The sequence below is a fragment of the Roseibium album genome (assembly GCF_965233825.1).
GTDB lineage: Bacteria > Pseudomonadota > Alphaproteobacteria > Rhizobiales > Stappiaceae > Roseibium > Roseibium album.
In genome coordinates, this window is record NZ_OZ247583.1 from 6,066,713 (window position 1) to 6,084,966 (window position 18,254).

15 protein-coding genes are annotated in these 18,254 nt (G+C 57.3%); 7 read left to right on the plus strand and 8 right to left on the minus strand.

Features of this window, described 5'->3' with window-relative positions:
• The first annotated feature begins 173 nt into the window (after nt 1-173).
• The 3 genes from ACO6TI_RS27925 (at nt 174) to ACO6TI_RS27935 (ending at nt 3,658) form a co-directional block, all read left to right on the plus strand.
• Nucleotides 174-662: a GNAT family N-acetyltransferase gene (locus tag ACO6TI_RS27925; protein WP_422383803.1), complete on the plus strand. Its 489-nt coding sequence runs from the start codon at nt 174-176 to the stop codon at nt 660-662.
• Nucleotides 663-1,090: 428 nt separating this feature from the next.
• A complete protein-coding gene (locus ACO6TI_RS27930; RefSeq protein ID WP_422383804.1) occupies nt 1,091-2,296 on the plus strand; it encodes a DegT/DnrJ/EryC1/StrS family aminotransferase in 1,206 nt (401 codons plus the stop codon).
• A gap of 399 nt (nt 2,297-2,695) precedes the next feature.
• Entirely contained in the window at nt 2,696-3,658 is a 963-nt protein-coding gene (locus ACO6TI_RS27935; protein WP_422383805.1) for a heparan-alpha-glucosaminide N-acetyltransferase, read from the plus strand.
• Here the strand turns inward: ACO6TI_RS27935 and ACO6TI_RS27940 are convergent.
• Complete coding sequence (locus ACO6TI_RS27940; protein WP_422383806.1) at nt 3,648-4,538, minus strand: choline/ethanolamine kinase family protein; 891 nt, start codon at nt 4,536-4,538, stop codon at nt 3,648-3,650. The genes ACO6TI_RS27935 and ACO6TI_RS27940 overlap by 11 nt on opposite strands.
• A gap of 41 nt (nt 4,539-4,579) precedes the next feature.
• Here ACO6TI_RS27940 and ACO6TI_RS27945 point away from each other — a divergent pair, with 41 nt between their 5' ends.
• Together ACO6TI_RS27945 and ACO6TI_RS27950 are read left to right on the plus strand one after the other, a co-directional pair.
• Nucleotides 4,580-4,867, plus strand: a complete 288-nt coding sequence (locus ACO6TI_RS27945; protein WP_104703838.1) for a SelT/SelW/SelH family protein — start codon at nt 4,580-4,582, stop codon at nt 4,865-4,867.
• A 244-nt stretch (nt 4,868-5,111) separates the two neighbouring features.
• Nucleotides 5,112-7,640, plus strand: a complete 2,529-nt coding sequence (locus ACO6TI_RS27950; protein ID WP_422383807.1) for a methyl-accepting chemotaxis protein — start codon at nt 5,112-5,114, stop codon at nt 7,638-7,640.
• A gap of 46 nt (nt 7,641-7,686) precedes the next feature.
• On the opposite strand, the gene ACO6TI_RS27955 is transcribed toward ACO6TI_RS27950, so the two are convergent.
• Nucleotides 7,687-9,255, minus strand: a complete 1,569-nt coding sequence (locus ACO6TI_RS27955; RefSeq protein WP_350184079.1) for an ABC transporter substrate-binding protein — start codon at nt 9,253-9,255, stop codon at nt 7,687-7,689.
• 204 nt (nt 9,256-9,459) lie between these two features.
• Here ACO6TI_RS27955 and betC point away from each other — a divergent pair, with 204 nt between their 5' ends.
• The gene (gene betC, locus ACO6TI_RS27960) at nt 9,460-10,977 is read left to right on the plus strand and encodes a choline-sulfatase (protein WP_196877153.1); all 1,518 of its coding nucleotides are present in this window, start codon (nt 9,460-9,462) and stop codon (nt 10,975-10,977) included.
• A 185-nt stretch (nt 10,978-11,162) separates the two neighbouring features.
• Entirely contained in the window at nt 11,163-12,701 is a 1,539-nt protein-coding gene (locus tag ACO6TI_RS27965) for a diguanylate cyclase domain-containing protein (RefSeq protein WP_422383808.1), read from the plus strand.
• A 22-nt stretch (nt 12,702-12,723) separates the two neighbouring features.
• Here ACO6TI_RS27965 and ACO6TI_RS27970 read toward each other — a convergent pair whose 3' ends face one another.
• From ACO6TI_RS27970 to ACO6TI_RS27995, 6 genes are read right to left on the minus strand one after another with little or no spacing between them, the layout of a single operon-like run.
• Nucleotides 12,724-13,308, minus strand: coding sequence for an inositol monophosphatase family protein (locus tag ACO6TI_RS27970; RefSeq protein ID WP_422385341.1), 585 nt, complete (start codon nt 13,306-13,308; stop codon nt 12,724-12,726).
• Nucleotides 13,309-13,311: 3 nt separating this feature from the next.
• The gene (locus ACO6TI_RS27975) at nt 13,312-13,461 is read right to left on the minus strand and encodes a hypothetical protein (RefSeq protein WP_422383809.1); all 150 of its coding nucleotides are present in this window, start codon (nt 13,459-13,461) and stop codon (nt 13,312-13,314) included.
• 2 nt (nt 13,462-13,463) lie between these two features.
• Nucleotides 13,464-14,390 carry a sugar phosphate isomerase/epimerase family protein gene (locus ACO6TI_RS27980; protein WP_422383810.1) on the minus strand — a complete coding sequence of 309 codons (927 nt, stop codon included), beginning with the start codon at nt 14,388-14,390 and terminating at the stop codon, nt 13,464-13,466.
• Between the two features lie 12 nt (nt 14,391-14,402).
• Nucleotides 14,403-16,112, minus strand: a complete 1,710-nt coding sequence (locus tag ACO6TI_RS27985) for an ABC transporter permease (protein WP_422383811.1) — start codon at nt 16,110-16,112, stop codon at nt 14,403-14,405.
• Nucleotides 16,109-17,227 (minus strand): ABC transporter ATP-binding protein, encoded by a 1,119-nt coding sequence (locus ACO6TI_RS27990; protein ID WP_422383812.1) that lies wholly within the window; start codon nt 17,225-17,227, stop codon nt 16,109-16,111. The genes ACO6TI_RS27985 and ACO6TI_RS27990 overlap by 4 nt, the downstream gene beginning before the upstream one ends.
• Nucleotides 17,190-18,188 (minus strand): extracellular solute-binding protein, encoded by a 999-nt coding sequence (locus tag ACO6TI_RS27995; RefSeq protein WP_422383813.1) that lies wholly within the window; start codon nt 18,186-18,188, stop codon nt 17,190-17,192. The genes ACO6TI_RS27990 and ACO6TI_RS27995 overlap by 38 nt, the downstream gene beginning before the upstream one ends.
• Between the last annotated feature and the right edge of the window lie 66 nt (nt 18,189-18,254).

The following is an 18,254-nucleotide window of genomic DNA, read 5'->3' on the forward strand; positions in this document are numbered from 1 at the left end:
AACATTCGTCTGCTTCCTCCGGTCCTGTGAATGCATCACAGCCATAACGAAGACCGGCCATTGAGATGCGGCCTCAGAGTGCTGAACGAAGAGTTTGGGGTCTGTTTCGACGACGGCTACACAGCCTGAGCTGGGCACAAACCTTCAAGCAGACGATCTGATAGTGTGGTCGAATGAACGTGGCCAATCACTACAGTTTTCACAGAGCAACCCTGGATGACCTCGCTTTGCTTGAGGCGTGGCAATCAAACCCCCACGTCCTGAAGTGGTGGAGTTCCGACGAGCCGTATGACGAAGCGGATTTGGCGGATCCGCGTGTGGCGCGCTGGATCGTCTCAACAAGCGAACGGCCTTTTGCGTTCATGCAGGACTACTCCGTGCACGGATGGGACGATCACCATTTTGCCGACCTTCCCCAGGGCTCTCGGGGCATCGATCAATTTATTGGAGATCGGGAGATGATCGGAATTGGCCATGGATCAGGGTTTATCGGCATCAGGATGCAAAATCTCTTCGATGAGGGTGCACCTGTGATCGCGACGGATCCGCATCCGGACAACAAACGGGCAATAGCCGTCTACAAGAAGCTCGGATTCAAACCGTCCGCGCCACCGCAGGAAACGCGGTGGGGCGTGATCCTGCCAATGCTGGCGACCCCGTAAACACAAGGCGACCTGCAGCGGGTTTGTCCGGATCTTGGCCATTCATTCTGGTCGCAACGAACGTCATTTATCGGGATCAGGTCATGAAGCCGTGAAGCTCCAATTTGGAGGAGCATTGCAGCAAACGACCGAACAGACCCTAGGCGTCGTCGCTGGACCGAAACTACTTATTTGCGCGATGGCTGCTTTGTTCGCTGCGCCGACAACAGTACAGAATGTTTCGCTACTGAATGACGTTCCAACAGTGGAAGCTGGCGATGCAGCATTGATGACTGCGCAGCACAGACACACTGCAAGTTGCTCGCGTAGCGGTCATGCAAGGCGCGTGCGGACAATTGCAAGCTCAAGGCCACAGATCCCTTCAAAAACGCGTTCGTTTCTGACTAGGATGCGACCAGACGTATGCTGCCGAGACAATGGAGAGGTCGTTGGAACCGTTTCGCGGAGTTTTCACCCAGCAGGAAGCCATACCGGACGATGCGATCGCAGCGGCCGTCGATGTGATGCGTACCGGACGCTTGCATCGCTACAACACGGTCGGTGACGAATTGGGGGCCGCTTCCGAACTGGAACGTGCCTTTGCGGACTATCAGGGCACCCGGTTCTGTCTGGCCTGCGCCTCGGGCGGCTACGCGATGTCGATCGCCCTGCGCGCCGCCGGGGTAGAGCCCGGCGACACGGTTCTGACCAACAGCTTTACTCTCGCCCCTGTACCGGGCGCGGTTGCGAGTGTCGGAGCGCGACCGGCGTTTGTTGAAATCACCGAAGACCTTGTCCTTGATCTTGATGACCTGAAGACAAAAATCAGCGAGACCGGTGCAAAGGTGCTGCTGCTGTCCAGCATGCGCGGACATTTGTGCGACATGGAAGCGCTTGTTGCGCTTCTTGCGGACAACGACGTGCTCCTTGTCGAGGACTGTGCGCATACGATGGGTGCCAGCTGGAATGGCCGGGCGAGCGGCAGTTTCGGCCTTGCCGGATGTTTTTCAACACAGACCTACAAGCACCTGAACTCGGGAGAAGGCGGATTGCTGACCTCCGACGATCAGCAGTTCATGGCGCGCGCAATCATGCTTTCCGGATCCTATATGCTATACAGGCGCCACGGTGCGGCCCCTCCCGAGACAACATTCGAGGATATCCGGCTGGAAACACCCAACATGTCCGGACGAATGGACAATCTTCGCGCCGCGATCTTGCTGCCGCAACTTCAGACATTGGACAAAAATGTTCAGCGCTGGAATGAAAGATACGACCTCATCGCCGATGGACTGTCGGAAGTCCCGGCGATCAAGCTGCCTCGCCGCCCAGATCCGGAGCACTATGTCGGCAGCTCTATACAGTTTCGCCTTCCCACGCTCGACCCGGAAAAGATGCTCCGATTTGTTGAACTCAACAAGGAGATGGGCGTTGAGCTGAAATGGTTCGGAGACAACACTCCGGTCGCCTTCACATCCAATCATCACAGCTGGAAATACACAGACCCGCAAGAGCTCCCAAAAACGGACCATATTCTTGCAAGTTTGTTCGACATGCGTATACCGCTGAGCTTCACCCTTGGCGATTGTGCGCATATCGCACGCATCATCGGACACAACGCCAGCCGGTGTACTTCGGAGGGAAATCTGAGATAAATCGAATAAATCGCATTTATTTCAATATGTTAATTGCGTCAAGCCGTAACACTGTGAGTCGGTGAAAATTCCACACATCGGCGTTTTTCTTGGGAAAACATGGCGCGATGTCATTTGCGATCTTTTCGCCGGCTTCGAATTGCCGCACTCTCGCCTCAGTCATGGTGGGACTAGGGAGTTAAGGGCAATGCTGCAAGACCCGGCGAACCGCGATGTGTTTACCGCTCATCGCCCATCTCCGTGGCCGTTTGTCGGCGCTATGATCGGCGCCACCGCGCTCATTACGACGCTGATTGTCGCTTTCAGCAGCTAGGGCACAATTCTTCGTAACTTGATGAAACGGATCCGTTCGTTTAGCGGTCTGACCATGAAGTTCATTCTGATTCAGAAAGCCGATTGATGGCCGCGCAACGATTGGCGGTGCTGGACCTTGTCCGCGGCATTGCGGTCGTCACTATGGCGATCTACCATTTCTCCTGGGACCTCTCCTGGTTCGGTTTTGTCGACTGGCCCGTCGCACAGGGTTTTGTCTGGCGGTCTTTCGCCGCCTCTATTGCCGGCAGTTTCCTGTTTCTGGCGGGCGTCAGCCTGGACCTGGCTCATCACAAGGCTGTTCGCTGGCGATCATTCTGGCGCCGTCTTGTGGTCGTCATCGTTGCTGCTGCCGCAATATCCATGGTGACCTACTTTACCTTCGGGAACAGTTTTGTCCGCTTCGGAATTCTCCATTGCATTGCCGCAGCCAGCCTGATCGCCCTGCCCTTCCTTAGACAGCCTTTCTGGGTTTCGCTTGCCGGTGCCGTTTTCCTGATAACCTTGCCGGCTTGGGCGAGTTCATCCTTTTTCAACGGCGAACTCTGGCTATGGACGGGACTTGGTACGCCGGAATTCGGCAGCGTTGATTATGTTCCGGTGGCGCCCTGGGCAGGAGTGACGCTGGCTGGCCTGGCATTGTCGAAAATGTTCAGACGGGTCCATATGTGGGACCGGTTGTCCCGGCTTTCATTTAGTGGATCGGCTGGAAAGTCCACACGATTTCTGGGACGGCATTCGCTGCCGGTTTATCTGCTGCATCAGCCGATCCTCTACGGCCTTGTCTGGACTGCGGCAACGCTGGGTCCGCAGGTCGACCGTGCTGGTGATGCGTTTGTTCAAAACTGCACGAAGGCCTGTGTGAACAATGTGGGAGAGGCCGGTGTTTGCGAAGCCGCCTGCAGTTGCACTCTGTCCCACCTGGAAGCCGACGGGACCTGGACACTGCTGACAGTCGACCCTGAAGACCCGGCCTTGCGCGCACAAATGAACGAACAATACAAGCAGTGCCTTGCAGACCCTCAAAGACTGCCAGCTGTTATCGAATGATTTCCTGAGCCCTCTTGAGCGCCCGCTCGCGCCTCGTGCGTGCGAAGGAGCGAAAGTCCGTCTTGTCGCTTCCTCTACAAAGCTGCTCGTGCGCCCAGAGCGATGACACTGCATCGCACTTGGTCTTCATGATTTCCAGCTGTCGTCTGCTAGGGACATGTGCCGGGACACGCTGCCGATAAGCGTTGAGAAACGCTGCTTCCTGAGTTCCTGAAAAACCATGTTCCAGGATGGCATAAGCAAGATCCCAGGCGGGCACGGCCATCGCGGAATATTCCCAATCGATCAACCAGAGATTTCCGGAGCTGGCAAGACAGTTTCCGGGCGAGAGGTCCCCATGGCTCGGAACCGGCATCAGCGCACAAGTTTCGTCTTCGAGCAATCGCAGATCCCGGATCAGTGTATCCAGCAGTCCGACATCCGGTTCATCCTGGCAATTGGACACCAGGGACAGCTTTTGCGCGTTGAAAACGGCATCGGCATCGAGCGTACCTGCAAAGACCTTACCTGATCCGTGCAGCCGTCCGACAGCGTCCCCCAATCTTGACGGCAGATCACCAGCCTCGGGGTTGACCGTCTCTACCGCACCGGTCACAAGAATACCGCTTGCCGGATCGCAAAACAGAGGTGCCAGCGCGATACCGAGACCGGACGCAATCTCGATGTTCCTGGCTTCGGCTTGACGATCCACCATCCCGGCCGTCTCGGCTCTGGGCAGGCGCAGAAAGAAGCTCCCCTTGTTCGTCTCCAGCCGGTAAACGCGGTTACTCAGTCCTGTTTGCGGGACTGCGCGCAAGACGAGACCGCAAATGTCGAACAGGACCGGGTGGACTTGAAAAGCCCTTCGGATATCTGGCGTATCGGATACAGAATGTGGCACAAGCGGAGTAATTCGGTTGTTCTTTCAAAAGGTCTGACGCCATGACCGACGTCCCCGCGCCTCATATCATCATCACCTATTGTCGCCAATGCAATTGGCTGTTGCGGTCCGCCTGGATGGCCCAGGAAATCCTCTCCACCTTTTCCGAGGAAACCGGTGCCGTGACACTGGTTCCGGCGACCGGCGGTACCTTCGTCATTTCATGCAACGGCGTGACAATCTGGGACAGAACCGACGATGGCGGATTTCCGGAGGCAAAGGTTTTAAAGCAACGCCTGCGCGACCTGCTGTGGCCCGACAAGGCACTGGGCCATACCGACAGGCCTTAGATGAAATTGCATCCCTTCATTGAAAATCCCAACGTAACCGAACCAGATTAGGGCTTAGGAAGTCTTGCGGCCTCGGCCTCCGGGAACTTCAAGTAAAACCGGGGCGATTATGTTAATTTCATCAAATGAACAAAAAAGTCGCGACAGAATAGGTGAACAAGTCAAAGAATATACCGCGCTTTTTCGTTCTTTTTAAATATTTCCCGCAAACATGCTCCAGCGATTCAGTTTTCGGAGCCAATTGATGAAGTTTCCGTCCCAAACGTCATGGACCAGATTATTTAAGAGACCGGCCGCGCCCGGGCTTGCGGCAGACAACGCCGCAAAACAGCGTTTTTTCTTCGACTGGTCCATCAAGCGCCAGCTCCAGGTCGGGTTCGGTGTCATGCTGGTTTGTGCCATCGGCGTTGGTGCAAGTGGCCTGATCGCAGCGTCAAAAGTGCAGGATTCCGTTACAATAGCGAAAACGGCAAACGAATTGCTGGGAAGGGTTCCGGAATTGCTCACGGACACTCAGGCATTCAGCCGTACCGGAACACCGGAAACAGCCGGTGCCGTCCGCTCGGAAATTGCCGCTCTGGACAACGACAGTCGTCATCTGGCCGAGGCAGACCACAAAGCGGCCCCGATACTTGACGCCATTGTGTCAGACCTTGAGGTCAGTTTTCACGCCCTGGCGAAAAACCGTCAGGACCGTGACGCAGCGATTGCCAAACTTGGTTCTTTGACAGAAGGCCTGGCCGAAACCACAAACAATGCCATTGCAGAATACAACGCTTTGGCCACCTATCGCTCGACGATCGCCATCACAAATGAAGGCAAGATGACGAAACTGTCCCAGGTTGCTCCCCGCCTCGGCAACATGCGCGTCGTTGCCAGCGTTCTTGAACAGGAAGCCTCCACATTCGCGAGAAATCCGGACACGGCCCTTGCAAAAAGCCTTTCGGATCGGATCAAGGCCCTCGGAAAAGATGCAAAGGCCGTTCGCCGTGCCGTCAAAACAGACGAGATCAAATCCAGCGTCAAAAAACTGATCAAGAGCTCAAAGTCATTTGAAAAACTCCTGAAAGCCCAGTTGAAGGAAGGCCCTGCTGACGAGGCGGCCTGGACGAACGGTTTGCACCCCGCGGTCAATGAACTGACCAGCCTGGCAGTCTCCATCGTTGAAGCCACCGACCAGCCAATCAGGGAGCTGACACGCGACCTGCGCCAGTTCGAACGTGCGAGCAATGAATTGGCTTTGATGTCGAACTATACGCAAGGCGTTGCTGCAAACGTACTCGGACTAAGAAGCGCATATTTCGAATACCTGAACACCGCTTCGGAACCGGCCGCGACCTCGTTTGCCAATCATCTGGATAACGCAACCACCCTGTTGGCAAATCTGGAGGGTGTTCGCGCAGGTGCGTTGAAGCACAGCTCGGACGAGGCACAGGTCGATCTTCTGGAAGGCCCGCTGAAAACTCTGGTGACCGCAGGGCAAACGGCCCTGCCCCAGCTTCAGACCAGTTTCGGCAATGTCGTGTCGACTACTTTGATGCTGCAAACGAGCGAAATGGAATTTGCCGAAGCTGCAGCGGCAATGACGCATGAGGCTGAATCGATCAGCGCGTTGTCCGGTGAAACCGCAGTTGCCGGTGCAGGAGCCGCACGGACGCAGATTATCGTCACCTTGGCCATGGCGCTGATGCTCGGAATCACATTCGTCCTCCTTCTGTCCAATGCCATTGTCCGTCCCATCAGGGCATTGACGACCGCCATGCTGAAATTGAAGGACGGCGAAACGGATCAGACAATTCCGGCCACGCACCGCAAGGATGATGTCGGACAAATGGCGAAGGCTGTCGCGACATTCTGTGACCGCGAGAAGGAACGTGTTCGCCTGGAAGTGGAAACATCGGCCCGCCAGCAGGACGTTCATGACCGGCAGCAGAAAGTGGATGCCCTTGTTGCCGATTTCCGCCAGGATATTGAAGGTGCCCTTTCTGCCGTGACCGGCAACATGCACCAGCTCGACCGGACCGCTGAACTTTTGTCGGGTATTGCCCGCACGACAAGCGGCAAGAGCGAGGAAGTCAGCACCGCATCAAGCCAGGCCAGCGACAATGTGCAGACAATCGCCGCGGCGACAGAAGAGCTGAGTGCCTCGGTTCAGGAAGTCGGCCGGCAGGTCACCGATACGCTGGACCGGGTCGAAAGCGCAACCGAGGCAACACGTACGTCCAACGATCAGGTCAGGGGCCTGTCGGCGTCAGCAGAAAGGATTGGCAATGTTGTTCAGTTGATTCAGGACATTGCGGAGCAAACCAATCTGCTCGCGCTGAATGCGACTATCGAGGCGGCGCGCGCCGGGGAAGCCGGAAAAGGGTTTGCTGTCGTTGCCTCGGAAGTTAAATCGCTTGCCGGTCAGACCGCAAAGGCCACCGATGAGATTTCCAGCCAGGTTTCCGAAATCCAGACATCGACGGATGCGGCAGTCCAGGCAATCAGTTCGATCATGGGCATGATGGAAAACGTCAATGACACCGCCGCAGCCATGGCTGCATCGGTCGAACAGCAATCTGCCGCGACAGCAGAAATATCCTCCGGCGTTTCACAGGCAGCTGCCCAGACCAGCAGCGTTACGGAAAACATCGGCGATCTGTCACAAGGATCGGGTGAAACCAGTCAGTCTGCCCGTGAAGTTGAAGACATCACCGGTGCCGCCACCCGGCAGCTGACCGATGTAACCGACCGTATCGAGCGTTTCCTGCAGGAGGTTGCGGCGGCCTGAATGGCCGCCGCGATGCCTACCGGCTAGTGCGGTCTCTGGCCGGGTATCAGTCGAACCACCAGCGCTCAACAGCCCTGAACCCGTCGAGAGTCCAGTTTGCAGCGACCTGCTCGGGGTGCTTGATCTTGTTGGAATGCGCCATTACGTAGCTCGCGAACATCGGCACGACCACACCGCCTTCGGTGCGCACGATGTTTTGCATCTCGCCATACATCTCGCGGCGTTTTTCCTCGTCGAGCTCCGAACGTGCCGTAACCAGCAATTCGTTGAAACGTTCGTTTTCCCAGAAAGTATCGTTCCAGGGTGCACCGGACGCATAGGCAACGGAGAACATCCAGTCTTCCGTTGGCCGACCGCCCCAATAAACTGCGCTGAACGGTTTCTTCATCCAGACGTCTGACCAGTAGCCATCATTGGGCTCGCGCACGGGCGTGATCTTGATCCCTGCCGCTTCCGCACTGTTGGAATACAGAACAGCAGCATCGACAGCACCACCATAAGCTGCGTCCGCAGCAGACAGTTGCACTTCAACGGAATCCAGCCCGGCCTGTTTCAGATGGAATTTCGCCTTGTCGGGGTCATAGGTTGTCTGTTCCAGATCGCTCGCATGGAACCGGTTTGAACGCCCGATCGGATGATCGTTACCGATTTCACCGTAGCCGAACAGGATCTTGTCGACGAGTTCCTGACGATTGATGCCGTACTTGAGAGCCTGGCGGACATTGTTGTCATTGAACGGCGCTGCGCGCGTGTCCATCGCAAACGTATAGTGCTGTGTTCCGGAAGTTGACAGAATGGTGACATTCGGCGCGCGTTGGAACAGGGCGACGGTCTTCAGGTCAACCTGATCGATCACGTCGACGTTTCCGGTCAGGAGCGCTGACTGACGGGCGGCCGGGTCGAGGATCGTCAGCAGATGGACGCCGTCGAAATGGGCACGGCCCTCTTTCCAGTAGTTGGGATTGCGCACCAGTTCGGCGATCACGCCCGGCTCGTAATTCGTCACCTTGTAGGGTCCGCAGCCGTCGCTGCTTGTCGGGTCGATCTTGCCGTCCTTGGCCGGCATGATGGGAAGGTGATAGTCTGTCATCACGAACGGGAAGTCCGCATTCGGCGCTTCCAGCGTGAAGACGACTGCATTTCCGTCGACTTTCATCTCCTGGATCGGATCGACGAAGGGCTTCGCGGCCGACGTACTCTTATCTCCGCGGTGATAGTCAATCGAGGCGATCACGTCCTCTGGCTTCACGGTGCCGCCGCTATGATACTCGACACCGTCGCGGATCTTGAATGTCCAGACCTTCGCATCGGGAGAGTCCCAGCTCTCGGCAACTTCTCCCGCGAGAGATCCATCCGCGGCAACTTCGGCGAGATAGCCATGGCGCGCAGTCGCAAATACCTGGACATACTGATTGTCCCAGGTGCCAGGATCGTAATTCTCGCTCGTGCTTCCGGCAGCGATACCCACGCGCAACGTCCCACCCTTCTTGGGTGTCGCAGCAGCTGGACCGGCAAGCGTGCCCGCAAACGTCATTGCACCCAGCGCGGCCGTTCCCTTCAAGACGCCGCGGCGGGATATCCCGGATTGAATGATCGGAATTCGATGACTGCTCATATGTCCTGTCCCCTTTTTTTGTTTCGTGGAATTCTTACACGTGTTGTTCCGTGAATAGAAAACCGCTCAAGCGGCCTCGCTGTCCAGTAATTTCTACCGGCAGGAAGGCATCTTTTTCGAATGTAAGTGTTTTTTGATTGATTGATCAATTAAAAAAAAGTTAGGAATTTTGAATGGGATTTCATTCGGTGTTGGGGAGGTAGAATGACCGCTCGCAAGAATATTCTGATCCTGATGGTAGATCAGCTCAACGGCACCCTGTTTCCGGACGGCCCGGCGGACTTTCTGCATGCTCCCAACCTGAAGGGACTTGCTGCACGCTCGGTGCGGTTTCAGAACACTTATACGGCCTCTCCACTTTGCGCACCGGGACGGGCGAGTTTCATGTCCGGCCAACTGCCGCGCCGGACCGGCGTCTACGACAACGCAGCCGAATTTGCCTCAGACATTCCGACTTACGCCCATCATCTGCGCCGGGCGGGCTATACCACTTGCCTGTCCGGCAAGATGCACTTCGTCGGCCCGGACCAGATGCATGGCTTCGAGGAACGGTTGACGACCGACATTTACCCTGCCGATTTCGGCTGGACGCCGGATTATCGAAAACCGGGCGAGCGTATCGACTGGTGGTACCACAACATGGGTTCGGTGACCGGTGCCGGTGTCGCTGAAATCTCCAACCAGATGGAATATGACGACGATGTCGCCTTCCAGGCGATCCGCAAGATCCATGACTATGGCCGCGGCAAAATTGATCGTCCATTCTGCCTGACTGTCAGTTTCACACACCCTCACGATCCTTATGTCGCCCGCAAGAAATACTGGGACCTTTACCGGGACTGCGCGCATCTTCTGCCGGAAGTTCCGGCCAGGGCTTATGAAGAGCACGACCCGCATTCGAAACGCATCTTCGATGCCAATGACTGGCGCAGCTTCGACATAACCGAGGAGGACATACGCAGGTCCCGTCGCGCCTATTTCGCCAATATTTCCTATCTCGACGACAAGATCGGCGAAATACTCCACGCCCTGGAGGCAATGCATCTCGCCGAAGACACAACGATCCTGTTTGTCTCCGATCACGGGGACATGCTCGGTGAACGCGGTCTCTGGTTCAAGATGACCTTCTTCGAAGGGTCCTCGCGTGTACCGTTGATGGTCGCCGATGAGGATCTTGCGCCGGCCCACATCACGGCGCCGGTCAGTACGCTGGACGTATTGCCGACTGTCTGCGACCTCGCAGGCATCGACATGAGCGAGATCATGCCCTGGACCGACGGCGAAAGCCTAGTGCCGCTTGCAAAAAGTGGCGAACGCACCTCTCCGGTCCTGATGGAATATGCCGCCGAAGCCTCCTATGCACCGCTGGTCGGAATTCGAGAGGGCGACTGGAAATACATTCATTGCGAACTCGATCCGCCCCAGCTATTCAATTTGGCGGACGATCCCTATGAGTTGACCAACCTGGCGGACGATCCGGCACACATCGATGCAAGCACCCGCTTCGCCGATGCCGTCAGGGTTCGCTGGGACATGGCCACCTACGATGCGGAAGTCCGTCAATCCCAGGCGAAGCGCTGGATTGTCTACGAAGCCCTGCGCAATGGCGCATATTTCCCCTGGGACTACCAGCCCCTGCAAAAAGCTTCCGAACGCTACATGCGCAACCACATGGATCTGAACGAAGTGGAAGAAGGGCGGAGATTTCCAAGGGGAGAGTGAGTGCGTATGACTGCGCGCCAGATCACTCGGTCGAAATTGCTGAAAATTCCGCTGCCTCTTCTAACCCTCCATTAACCCAGACTCGCAAAACACCGCCTATTTCCTCGCACAAGAACCTCGTTTTCACCGTCCCCATGCCATGACCGGGTTGGGGAACGGACCATTGCGAAACGGGGAAACGGGGCGTGACTGGAGACAAACAGACAGGGACAATACCTGCAAACGGCATTGGCGAGACCGCGCAGAATGTCAGGCTGCGCCACTTTGCCTACGGCTCGATTTCATTGCTTCTGGCCGGCGGTGTCTTCGCCATGGCCTATCTCTTCATGAGCACGACGCAAAGTGCAGACGAACTCGCGTTGCGCCATGAACGCGCGCTGGTCACAGAGGCGCTGGAACATAGTCTGGAACTGGAAGCGCGGCACCAGACTTTCGTCGCCGTCAACGACAAGACGGCGCGGGAAGTCCAGATCGACGACAGGATCGACGAAACGTTTGCGCACGAAATCGCCCGCCAGATGTGGCTCGACTTTCACCACGACTGGACCCTGATCGTTGACGGCAGAAATGACCTGATACTGGTTGCCGCTGAAGATGAAATCGTACCGTCTGCCGCCGGTCAGGAAGTCCTGGATACAACCAGGGACCTCGTTGCCAAGGCCCGCATCGGTTATCAGACCGTCCGCCGTCCATCCGCAGACGGCTTCAAGGTCAAATATGTCGAAAAGGGCAAGCTCGCCCCGATCTATGCGACCGATGTGCGCAACATTGACGGCAGGCCTGCTCTTGTCAGTGCCATGGCCATCGTTCCAGAATCCGCCGACCTTTCGCTTCCCGATGGCCCTCCGGGCGTGATCGTGTCCGTATCCCTGATCGAAGAAGCATTTCTTTCGGAGATCGGCGAGACACTGTTGCTTGAGAATTTCACCTATGTCGCCGGGACCGGTCACCATCAGGCCAGCGTCCCCGTTTCAGCCCATGGCCAACAACCGATCGGCTATATCGAATGGACCAGCGCGGCGCCAGGCAGCAAGATCCGCCGCACGATCGGACCGATTGCCGCGGTTCTGATGCTGATGTTCATCGCCATTGGTGTCTTTTTCGCCCGCAGGCTGGCGCAAAAATCACGCGCACTGGAAGACAGCGAAGCCCTCAATCGCCGCATGGCCAGTCACGACCTGATGACCGGTCTCGCCAACCGTCCTCACTTTCACGCGGCCCTTGATCGGGCAATCGACCAATGCCAGACAACACCATGTGCCGTGATGGCCATCGATCTTGACCGTTTCAAGTCCGTCAATGACACCTATGGACATGTGGCGGGCGACATGGTCATCCGCCAGGTGGCGCAGCGGCTGCGCAAGGTACTGTCGGGCCATGCTCTGATCGCCAGAACCGGCGGCGACGAATTCGTTGCGCTCTTGCGCGGCCCGGTCGACGACAATCGCCTGCGCTGGCTTTCCGACACACTGATAGAGGCCATTGCGCAACCCGTTCCCGTTTCCGGGGGCCTCGCGCAGATTGGCGTCAGCATCGGCTGGGCATCTGCCCCGAAACACGCCGACACCGCTTCCCACCTCCTCGCCCTTGCCGACCAGGCGCTCTATTCCGCCAAGGAAAACGGCCGCAACATGGCGGTTTGCATCGAGGATCTATACAAGCAACAGCAACAGTTGGATCAAGAGGACAGCCGCAGTATCAGACGACGCGCGGTCCGGGGGTGAACCGGGTCAATCGGAGCAAAGGTCAGTTGAACGAGATCTGGCCGCGCATTCTGGCAGACTTTTCCATCACGAAAATATCACCTCGCATGGTCCGGGTATCAATTTCGCATTCAACATCGAGGCCCGCCGCCGCGCACAGTACGGCGCCGGCGGCAATATCCCAGACATAAACGGATTTTTCGACATAACCAGCCATGCGGCGCGAGGCGCAGAAGGCAAGAGAAGCGGCACAGGATCCAAGACAGCAGACGTTGAGGTCCAGTTCTTCGGCTTGGTTTTCCCATGCTATCCGGTCGTCACGGTTCCATTTCGCGTTTCGTCCGACACCAAAAACGACAGCCGGAGCGAGGCTCCTTTCGGAATTGAGCGTCCGCCCGGCATCAGCAATGTGGACTTCCCCCAGGGCCGGCAGGGCGATTCCGCCCAGCCTGGGGGACCCGTCTACCACATAGGCAATCGAAACCGCCCACAGGGGATTTCCGCTCAGAAAGTTGGCACTGCCGTCAATCGGGTCGACTGCCCAGAACCCCGCTTCGGCGACCCCGCCACTTTCCTCGCAGACCAGTGCGTCATCTGGAAAAGCGGTTTCAAGCTCCTGCCGGATCAGTTCTTACACGTCCCTGTCCGCACGACTGACATAGTCGCCGGGTTCTTTCATCTCGATCAGGTTCCCTTCCCTTTTCTGAAAGTAGGTCATTGCAAGATCGGATGCGGCTTCGAGAACCTGTTCAAGTACTTTCTGGCGGGAAACCCTGTTCATGATCAGCCGGCCCGCGCGCTTGCCAGTTTTTGCTCCAGGCCGCGGGCAATTGTTGCGGCACGACGATAAAAGGCCTGTGCACTGACGGCATATCTGTCCTTCGGCGTTTCGAAGTTAAGTGGTGGCTTGTACGGCGTTGCAGCGATCGCCTGAATAATGGCATCCCAATCGAGGCGGCCGTCACCCGGCAGCAGGTGATCGTCTCGAATGCCCCAATTGTCATGGAGATGCGTGGCCACAAGGCGGTTTCCGAAACGGTGCAGCACCGACAGCTTGCCCGGTTCCTGCAGTTCCCAATGGCCGCTGTCGTAACAAAGGCCAAGCACATCCGCGCCGTACCGTTCGAACAAGAGCCCGAACGCCGCCAGCCAGTTGTCGCCGTCAGCCTTGCCGAACAGGTTCTCGATCGCGATCACCACACCCGTTTCTCGGCAAAGCGACGAGAGCTCGTCGAAACTGTCGAATACCGGTTTGAAGAACACGTCGGTTGCCGCGGAAGTTGCAAAGGCCTCATCCGTCACGTCGAGATGCAGGACAACATTCGGACTTGCCGTTGCAACAGCAAGATCGATGCGATTGCGGATCAGTTCCACGCCAGCCCTGCGTTGCCAGTCATTCGGCGAAGTATAGTCCATCCGCCTCTCCATGGTCTCCGCGCGCGCGCCCATTCCCTTGCCGGTAAACTCGGTCACAGGATTGATCCCGTTGGTCGCATGCACCGAATGCATCTGCAGACCGGCCTCTTTCAGCGTTCGGGCTATGAATGCGATTTCCGCATCCGTGTACCAGTAGGACGAGCCGGCATCCGGATTCCAGTTGAGATGGGTAAATCCGGCCTCCCGGATGAGGGCAAGGTCCTTCTTCAGTCCATCGTCAAACCATCGCGGTTCACTCGGCCAGTGCCAGACCGTGATACAGAGTTCAGACATTCGGGTGCTCCTTCATAGTCGGTTGCGTTCCGGGCCGCGCCCCATCGAAAGACGCTCGGCAAGAACGATAATCACCATGGACGCCGCCATGATCAGCGTCACATAGACAAGATTGACGGCCCGCTGTTCGGGGTCGGCGGATCGGGCGCCGTCGACGATTGCAAGCGAGAGGGGTCTGTTGTTCACGTTGAAGAGAAATGCGGAGACAGGATACTCGGTCATCAGTTCGTTGAACTTCAATCCTGCCAGAAGAACGACGGTCGGAAGGATAAGAGGCAGTGAAATCCTCCGGAACCTGTAAAGAGCGGAAGCGCCGAGAGACTGTGCCGCTTCACCGTAATGCGGATCAATGCCGACAAAAGCCGCCCTCAAAAACCGCACCATCAGCGGCATGATGATGACCGTGTAGGCAGCCGGAACGATCCACCAGTTGCCGAGCAAGATCGCTCCGCCCACCAGGGCGTTAGGTGTGTCGAATGCCAGGATCATACCGACCGCCAGCAGAACGCCCGGCAGGAACCACGGCAGAAAGAAGCTGAGATCAAGCGTACGCGCCGCCCAGTTATCGTATTTCAGCATGACCGGAACTGAAAACAGAGTGATGGCCAGGCCGAAAAAGACGGCGAGTCCCGACATCTGCACCGAGTTCAGCAGCGGTTGCAGGACGTCGGCATCGGTGAAGACCTTCAGGTAGTTCTGAAGGGAGAGGCTTGAGGGAATGATCTCGACACCGATGCTTGCCGCCGGAGCAAAGGAAAACAGCACCACCGTGAGAACGGGAAGAACATTTGCCGCAAGGAACAGGTAGGCGATTCCATGCGCAATCCCGTTCCAGACTGGATTGCGGATCGTCTTGAGCTGGATGGGAACCGGAACCTTTGCACCACCGGTAAACCTCCCGCGCTGCTCGACAATCTGCGACGCGATAATCAGGCTCATGACAATGATGCCGAACATCATCGCAAGGATAACCGCAAGGTCCTGTCGCCGCAGGCTGTTCAATTTCAGGATCATCTGGGACAGCATGTGAAAGTCACGCCCGCCGAGGATTTCGGGTACGGCGAAACTTGCCATGGCCGTATCGGTCAACAACAGTGTCACGGCGATCAGCGTCGGCATCACTGCCGGCAGGACAACCCGCAGCAATATCGTGTGCTCCTTTGCACCCAGGCTGCGCGCAGCCTCGACCGTGGAATAATCCACCCGTCTGAGGGCCGCCCTCAGGAAAAGATAATGCAATCCGGTCATCAGGAACGTATGCGCATAAAGAACCGCCCAGAAGCCTTCGAACCAATCCGAGCCAAGATCCGGGAACAGCCATGTCAGCACCGCGGTGACAGATCCGGTCTGCCCGAACACGAACCGGTAGCCGGCCGCAGCCACGACCGATCCGAAGACAAGCGGCACCGCGAACCCGATCTTCAGAAGGGATCGCCCCCGGATGGCAAAATAGTCAAGAAACATGACCTGGAGCACACCGACGACCGTCACGGTGAAAACAGTGGCAAGCGTCATCCAGGCGGTGTTGGCGACAGCCTCCCGTACACGGCGCGCGGCGGAGAGCTCCTCGGCAAGGATGAAAAGACCCTTGGAGTCAGCACCTGGAAAAGCAACACTCAACCCGGCGATAAGCGGAAAAATCAGAAAGGTCAGCAGGAACCAGACGACCCCGCATAGCCCCAACAGCAAGCCTGCGCGTTCCAGCCGGCGCGCGGCGCTCATGAGACAGGTTTCCTGTAGATATGGGCGGCGTTCTCACGTGCAGCCAGATACAATGCCTTGCCGGGCTCAAGGTCGTCATCGACGAGGTGTCCGGCAATGATCACATCCAGCCGCTCCTCACCCAGGCAGCAGGTCAGGGTCGCCTCACGGCCGGTGAAGTCCAATGTTTCCAGTCTGGCCTCGACGGCGTCAGGGTGAGCGCGATCGACAAGCTTCAGATCCTCGCATCGCACATGGGCGCTTTCACCTGTTTGCAGGTGCAATTTCGGGAAAAGCCGTGCCGCGCTGGCTGGCAACAAGGCGTTCGCGGCACCGATGAAGTGGCAGACAAAAGCGGTTTGCGGTGCGCGATAAATCTCCCGGGCGGTGCCGGCCTGTTCAACCCGCCCCCCGTTCAAAACGACAATCCGGTCGGACATGGAAAGTGCCTCGTCCTGATCGTGGGTCACGAAGAGCGCAGTGAATCCCAGCTCTGCCTGCAACCGCCTGATTTCGCGGCGCATGGTCTGCCTGACCTTGGCATCCAGGTTTGATAAAGGCTCATCAAACAAAAGTACCTTGGTTCCCATGATCAGCGAGCGGGCAATCGCGACCCGTTGCTGCTGACCGCCGGACAACTCCGCCGGGCGTTTGGGCAACTGGTCCAGAATGCCGGCAACCTCGGCGATTGCATCGACCTTCGCGCGTATGTCCCGGCTGCCGGTTCCCGCGACCCTCAATCCGAAGGCAATGTTCTCGAAAACGGACATGGTCGGAAACAGGGCGTAGTTCTGAAAGACGATGCCGACGTCTCGATCCTCGGGCGGCTGACGGGTCACATCCTCGCCGTTCAGGCTTATTTGCCCGCCCTTGACCGGCACAAATCCGGCGATAGCGCGCAGCAGCGTCGACTTTCCACACCCGGAAGGTCCGAGAATGGAAACGAACTCGCCCTGACGAAGCGCAAGTGTCACGTCATGGACAACGGTCAGCTCGCCGTAACCGATGGTAACCTGTTCAAGACCGAGAAGCGGTGGTGTCATCGAACTTGTCTCGCTGTCCGGCAGCGCCTTTGCGCTGCCGGGTTTTCGGCACATGTCATTTGATTTCAAGTTCGATACGCTGGATCCAGCCATCGATCTGGCCGGCAACCAGATCCCAGTCGACCGGTTGAGCCGTCACAAGCTTCGCCTTCTCCTGAACCTCCGTCGGTGCAAGCGCGATCGCTTCCGGGTGAGCCGGAGCCTGGTTGAACCGGGTCGCATAGGCGCCCATGAATTCCGGCGAGCCGAACCAGTCGACGAAAGATTTTGCCTGATCCAGCTGGTCAGTACCCTCCATGATCGCAATGCCTTCAGCGATGAAGGGCGTTCCGCCTTCCGTGTCGATCAGTTCAACGGTGTAACCGACATTTTCCGCCTGCCGGTAGGCACCTCCGAACCAGTTCAGGTCGATCAGCGCATCGCCGGAGGCATAGGCCTGGGTCTTGCTGTCTCCATCGTTCGCCAGGATGGCGTTGGCATAGAAAGTCTCCATGAACTTCCAGCCTTCGTCCGAAACCTTGCCGTTTTCATCCATGAAGCGGGCAAGGATACCGGCAAGAAAGGTCCGGGTGGTTTGCCATGACGTCGATCCCACGACGTATTTGCCCTTGTAGGCAGGGTCGGTCAGGTCGAGCCAACTCTTTGGCGCCTCGCCGGCAGACAACTTGTCCGTATTGATCGCGATCACGATCGGCGTCTGCCAGAACTTGTGGACGATGCCATCCGGATCGACATATTCGTCCGGCAGCCCGTCGGCCCAGGTCGGCGTGTAGGACTGGAACAGCCCTTCCGATTTCAGCGTCGACATGGCCATGTCGACAAGGCCAAAAACAACATCAGCCTGCGGATTGTTCTTTTCCGCAAGCAGGCGGTCAAACAATTCACCGCCACCCGCGTTCAGGATTTCTATGTCGTGTCCGGCGGCAGCTGCCTGCTCGGCGATCCACTCCGCGCGTTCTCCTCCCTGCGGCGAATAAACGACCAGCGGGTCAGCCTCTACCGCCCCACCTAGTGCCAGCAGTCCTGCCAGGCTTGTAAGAACTGTCTTTTTCATGAGCCACTACCTCCTTGCTGATTGAGACCCTCCGGCCTGAAAGCCCGGATTTCGTCGCACAACATC

Bases quoted from the DNA above. Each gene is read 5' to 3' on its own strand.
- ACO6TI_RS27945 (WP_104703838.1), top strand. From the start codon at position 4,580: ATGACCGACGTCCCCGCGCCTCATATCATCATCACCTATTGTCGCCAA.
- ACO6TI_RS27995 (WP_422383813.1), bottom strand. From the start codon at position 18,188: ATGAAAAAGACAGTTCTTACAAGCCTGGCAGGACTGCTGGCACTAGGT.
- ACO6TI_RS27955 (WP_350184079.1), bottom strand. From the start codon at position 9,255: ATGAGCAGTCATCGAATTCCGATCATTCAATCCGGGATATCCCGCCGC.
- ACO6TI_RS27985 (WP_422383811.1), bottom strand. From the start codon at position 16,112: ATGAGCGCCGCGCGCCGGCTGGAACGCGCAGGCTTGCTGTTGGGGCTA.
- ACO6TI_RS27950 (WP_422383807.1), top strand. From the start codon at position 5,112: ATGAAGTTTCCGTCCCAAACGTCATGGACCAGATTATTTAAGAGACCG.
- ACO6TI_RS27975 (WP_422383809.1), bottom strand. From the start codon at position 13,461: ATGAACAGGGTTTCCCGCCAGAAAGTACTTGAACAGGTTCTCGAAGCC.
- ACO6TI_RS27925 (WP_422383803.1), top strand. From the start codon at position 174: ATGAACGTGGCCAATCACTACAGTTTTCACAGAGCAACCCTGGATGAC.
- ACO6TI_RS27980 (WP_422383810.1), bottom strand. From the start codon at position 14,390: ATGTCTGAACTCTGTATCACGGTCTGGCACTGGCCGAGTGAACCGCGA.
- ACO6TI_RS27935 (WP_422383805.1), top strand. From the start codon at position 2,696: ATGGCCGCGCAACGATTGGCGGTGCTGGACCTTGTCCGCGGCATTGCG.
- ACO6TI_RS27990 (WP_422383812.1), bottom strand. From the start codon at position 17,227: ATGGCTGGATCCAGCGTATCGAACTTGAAATCAAATGACATGTGCCGA.
- betC (WP_196877153.1), top strand. From the start codon at position 9,460: ATGACCGCTCGCAAGAATATTCTGATCCTGATGGTAGATCAGCTCAAC.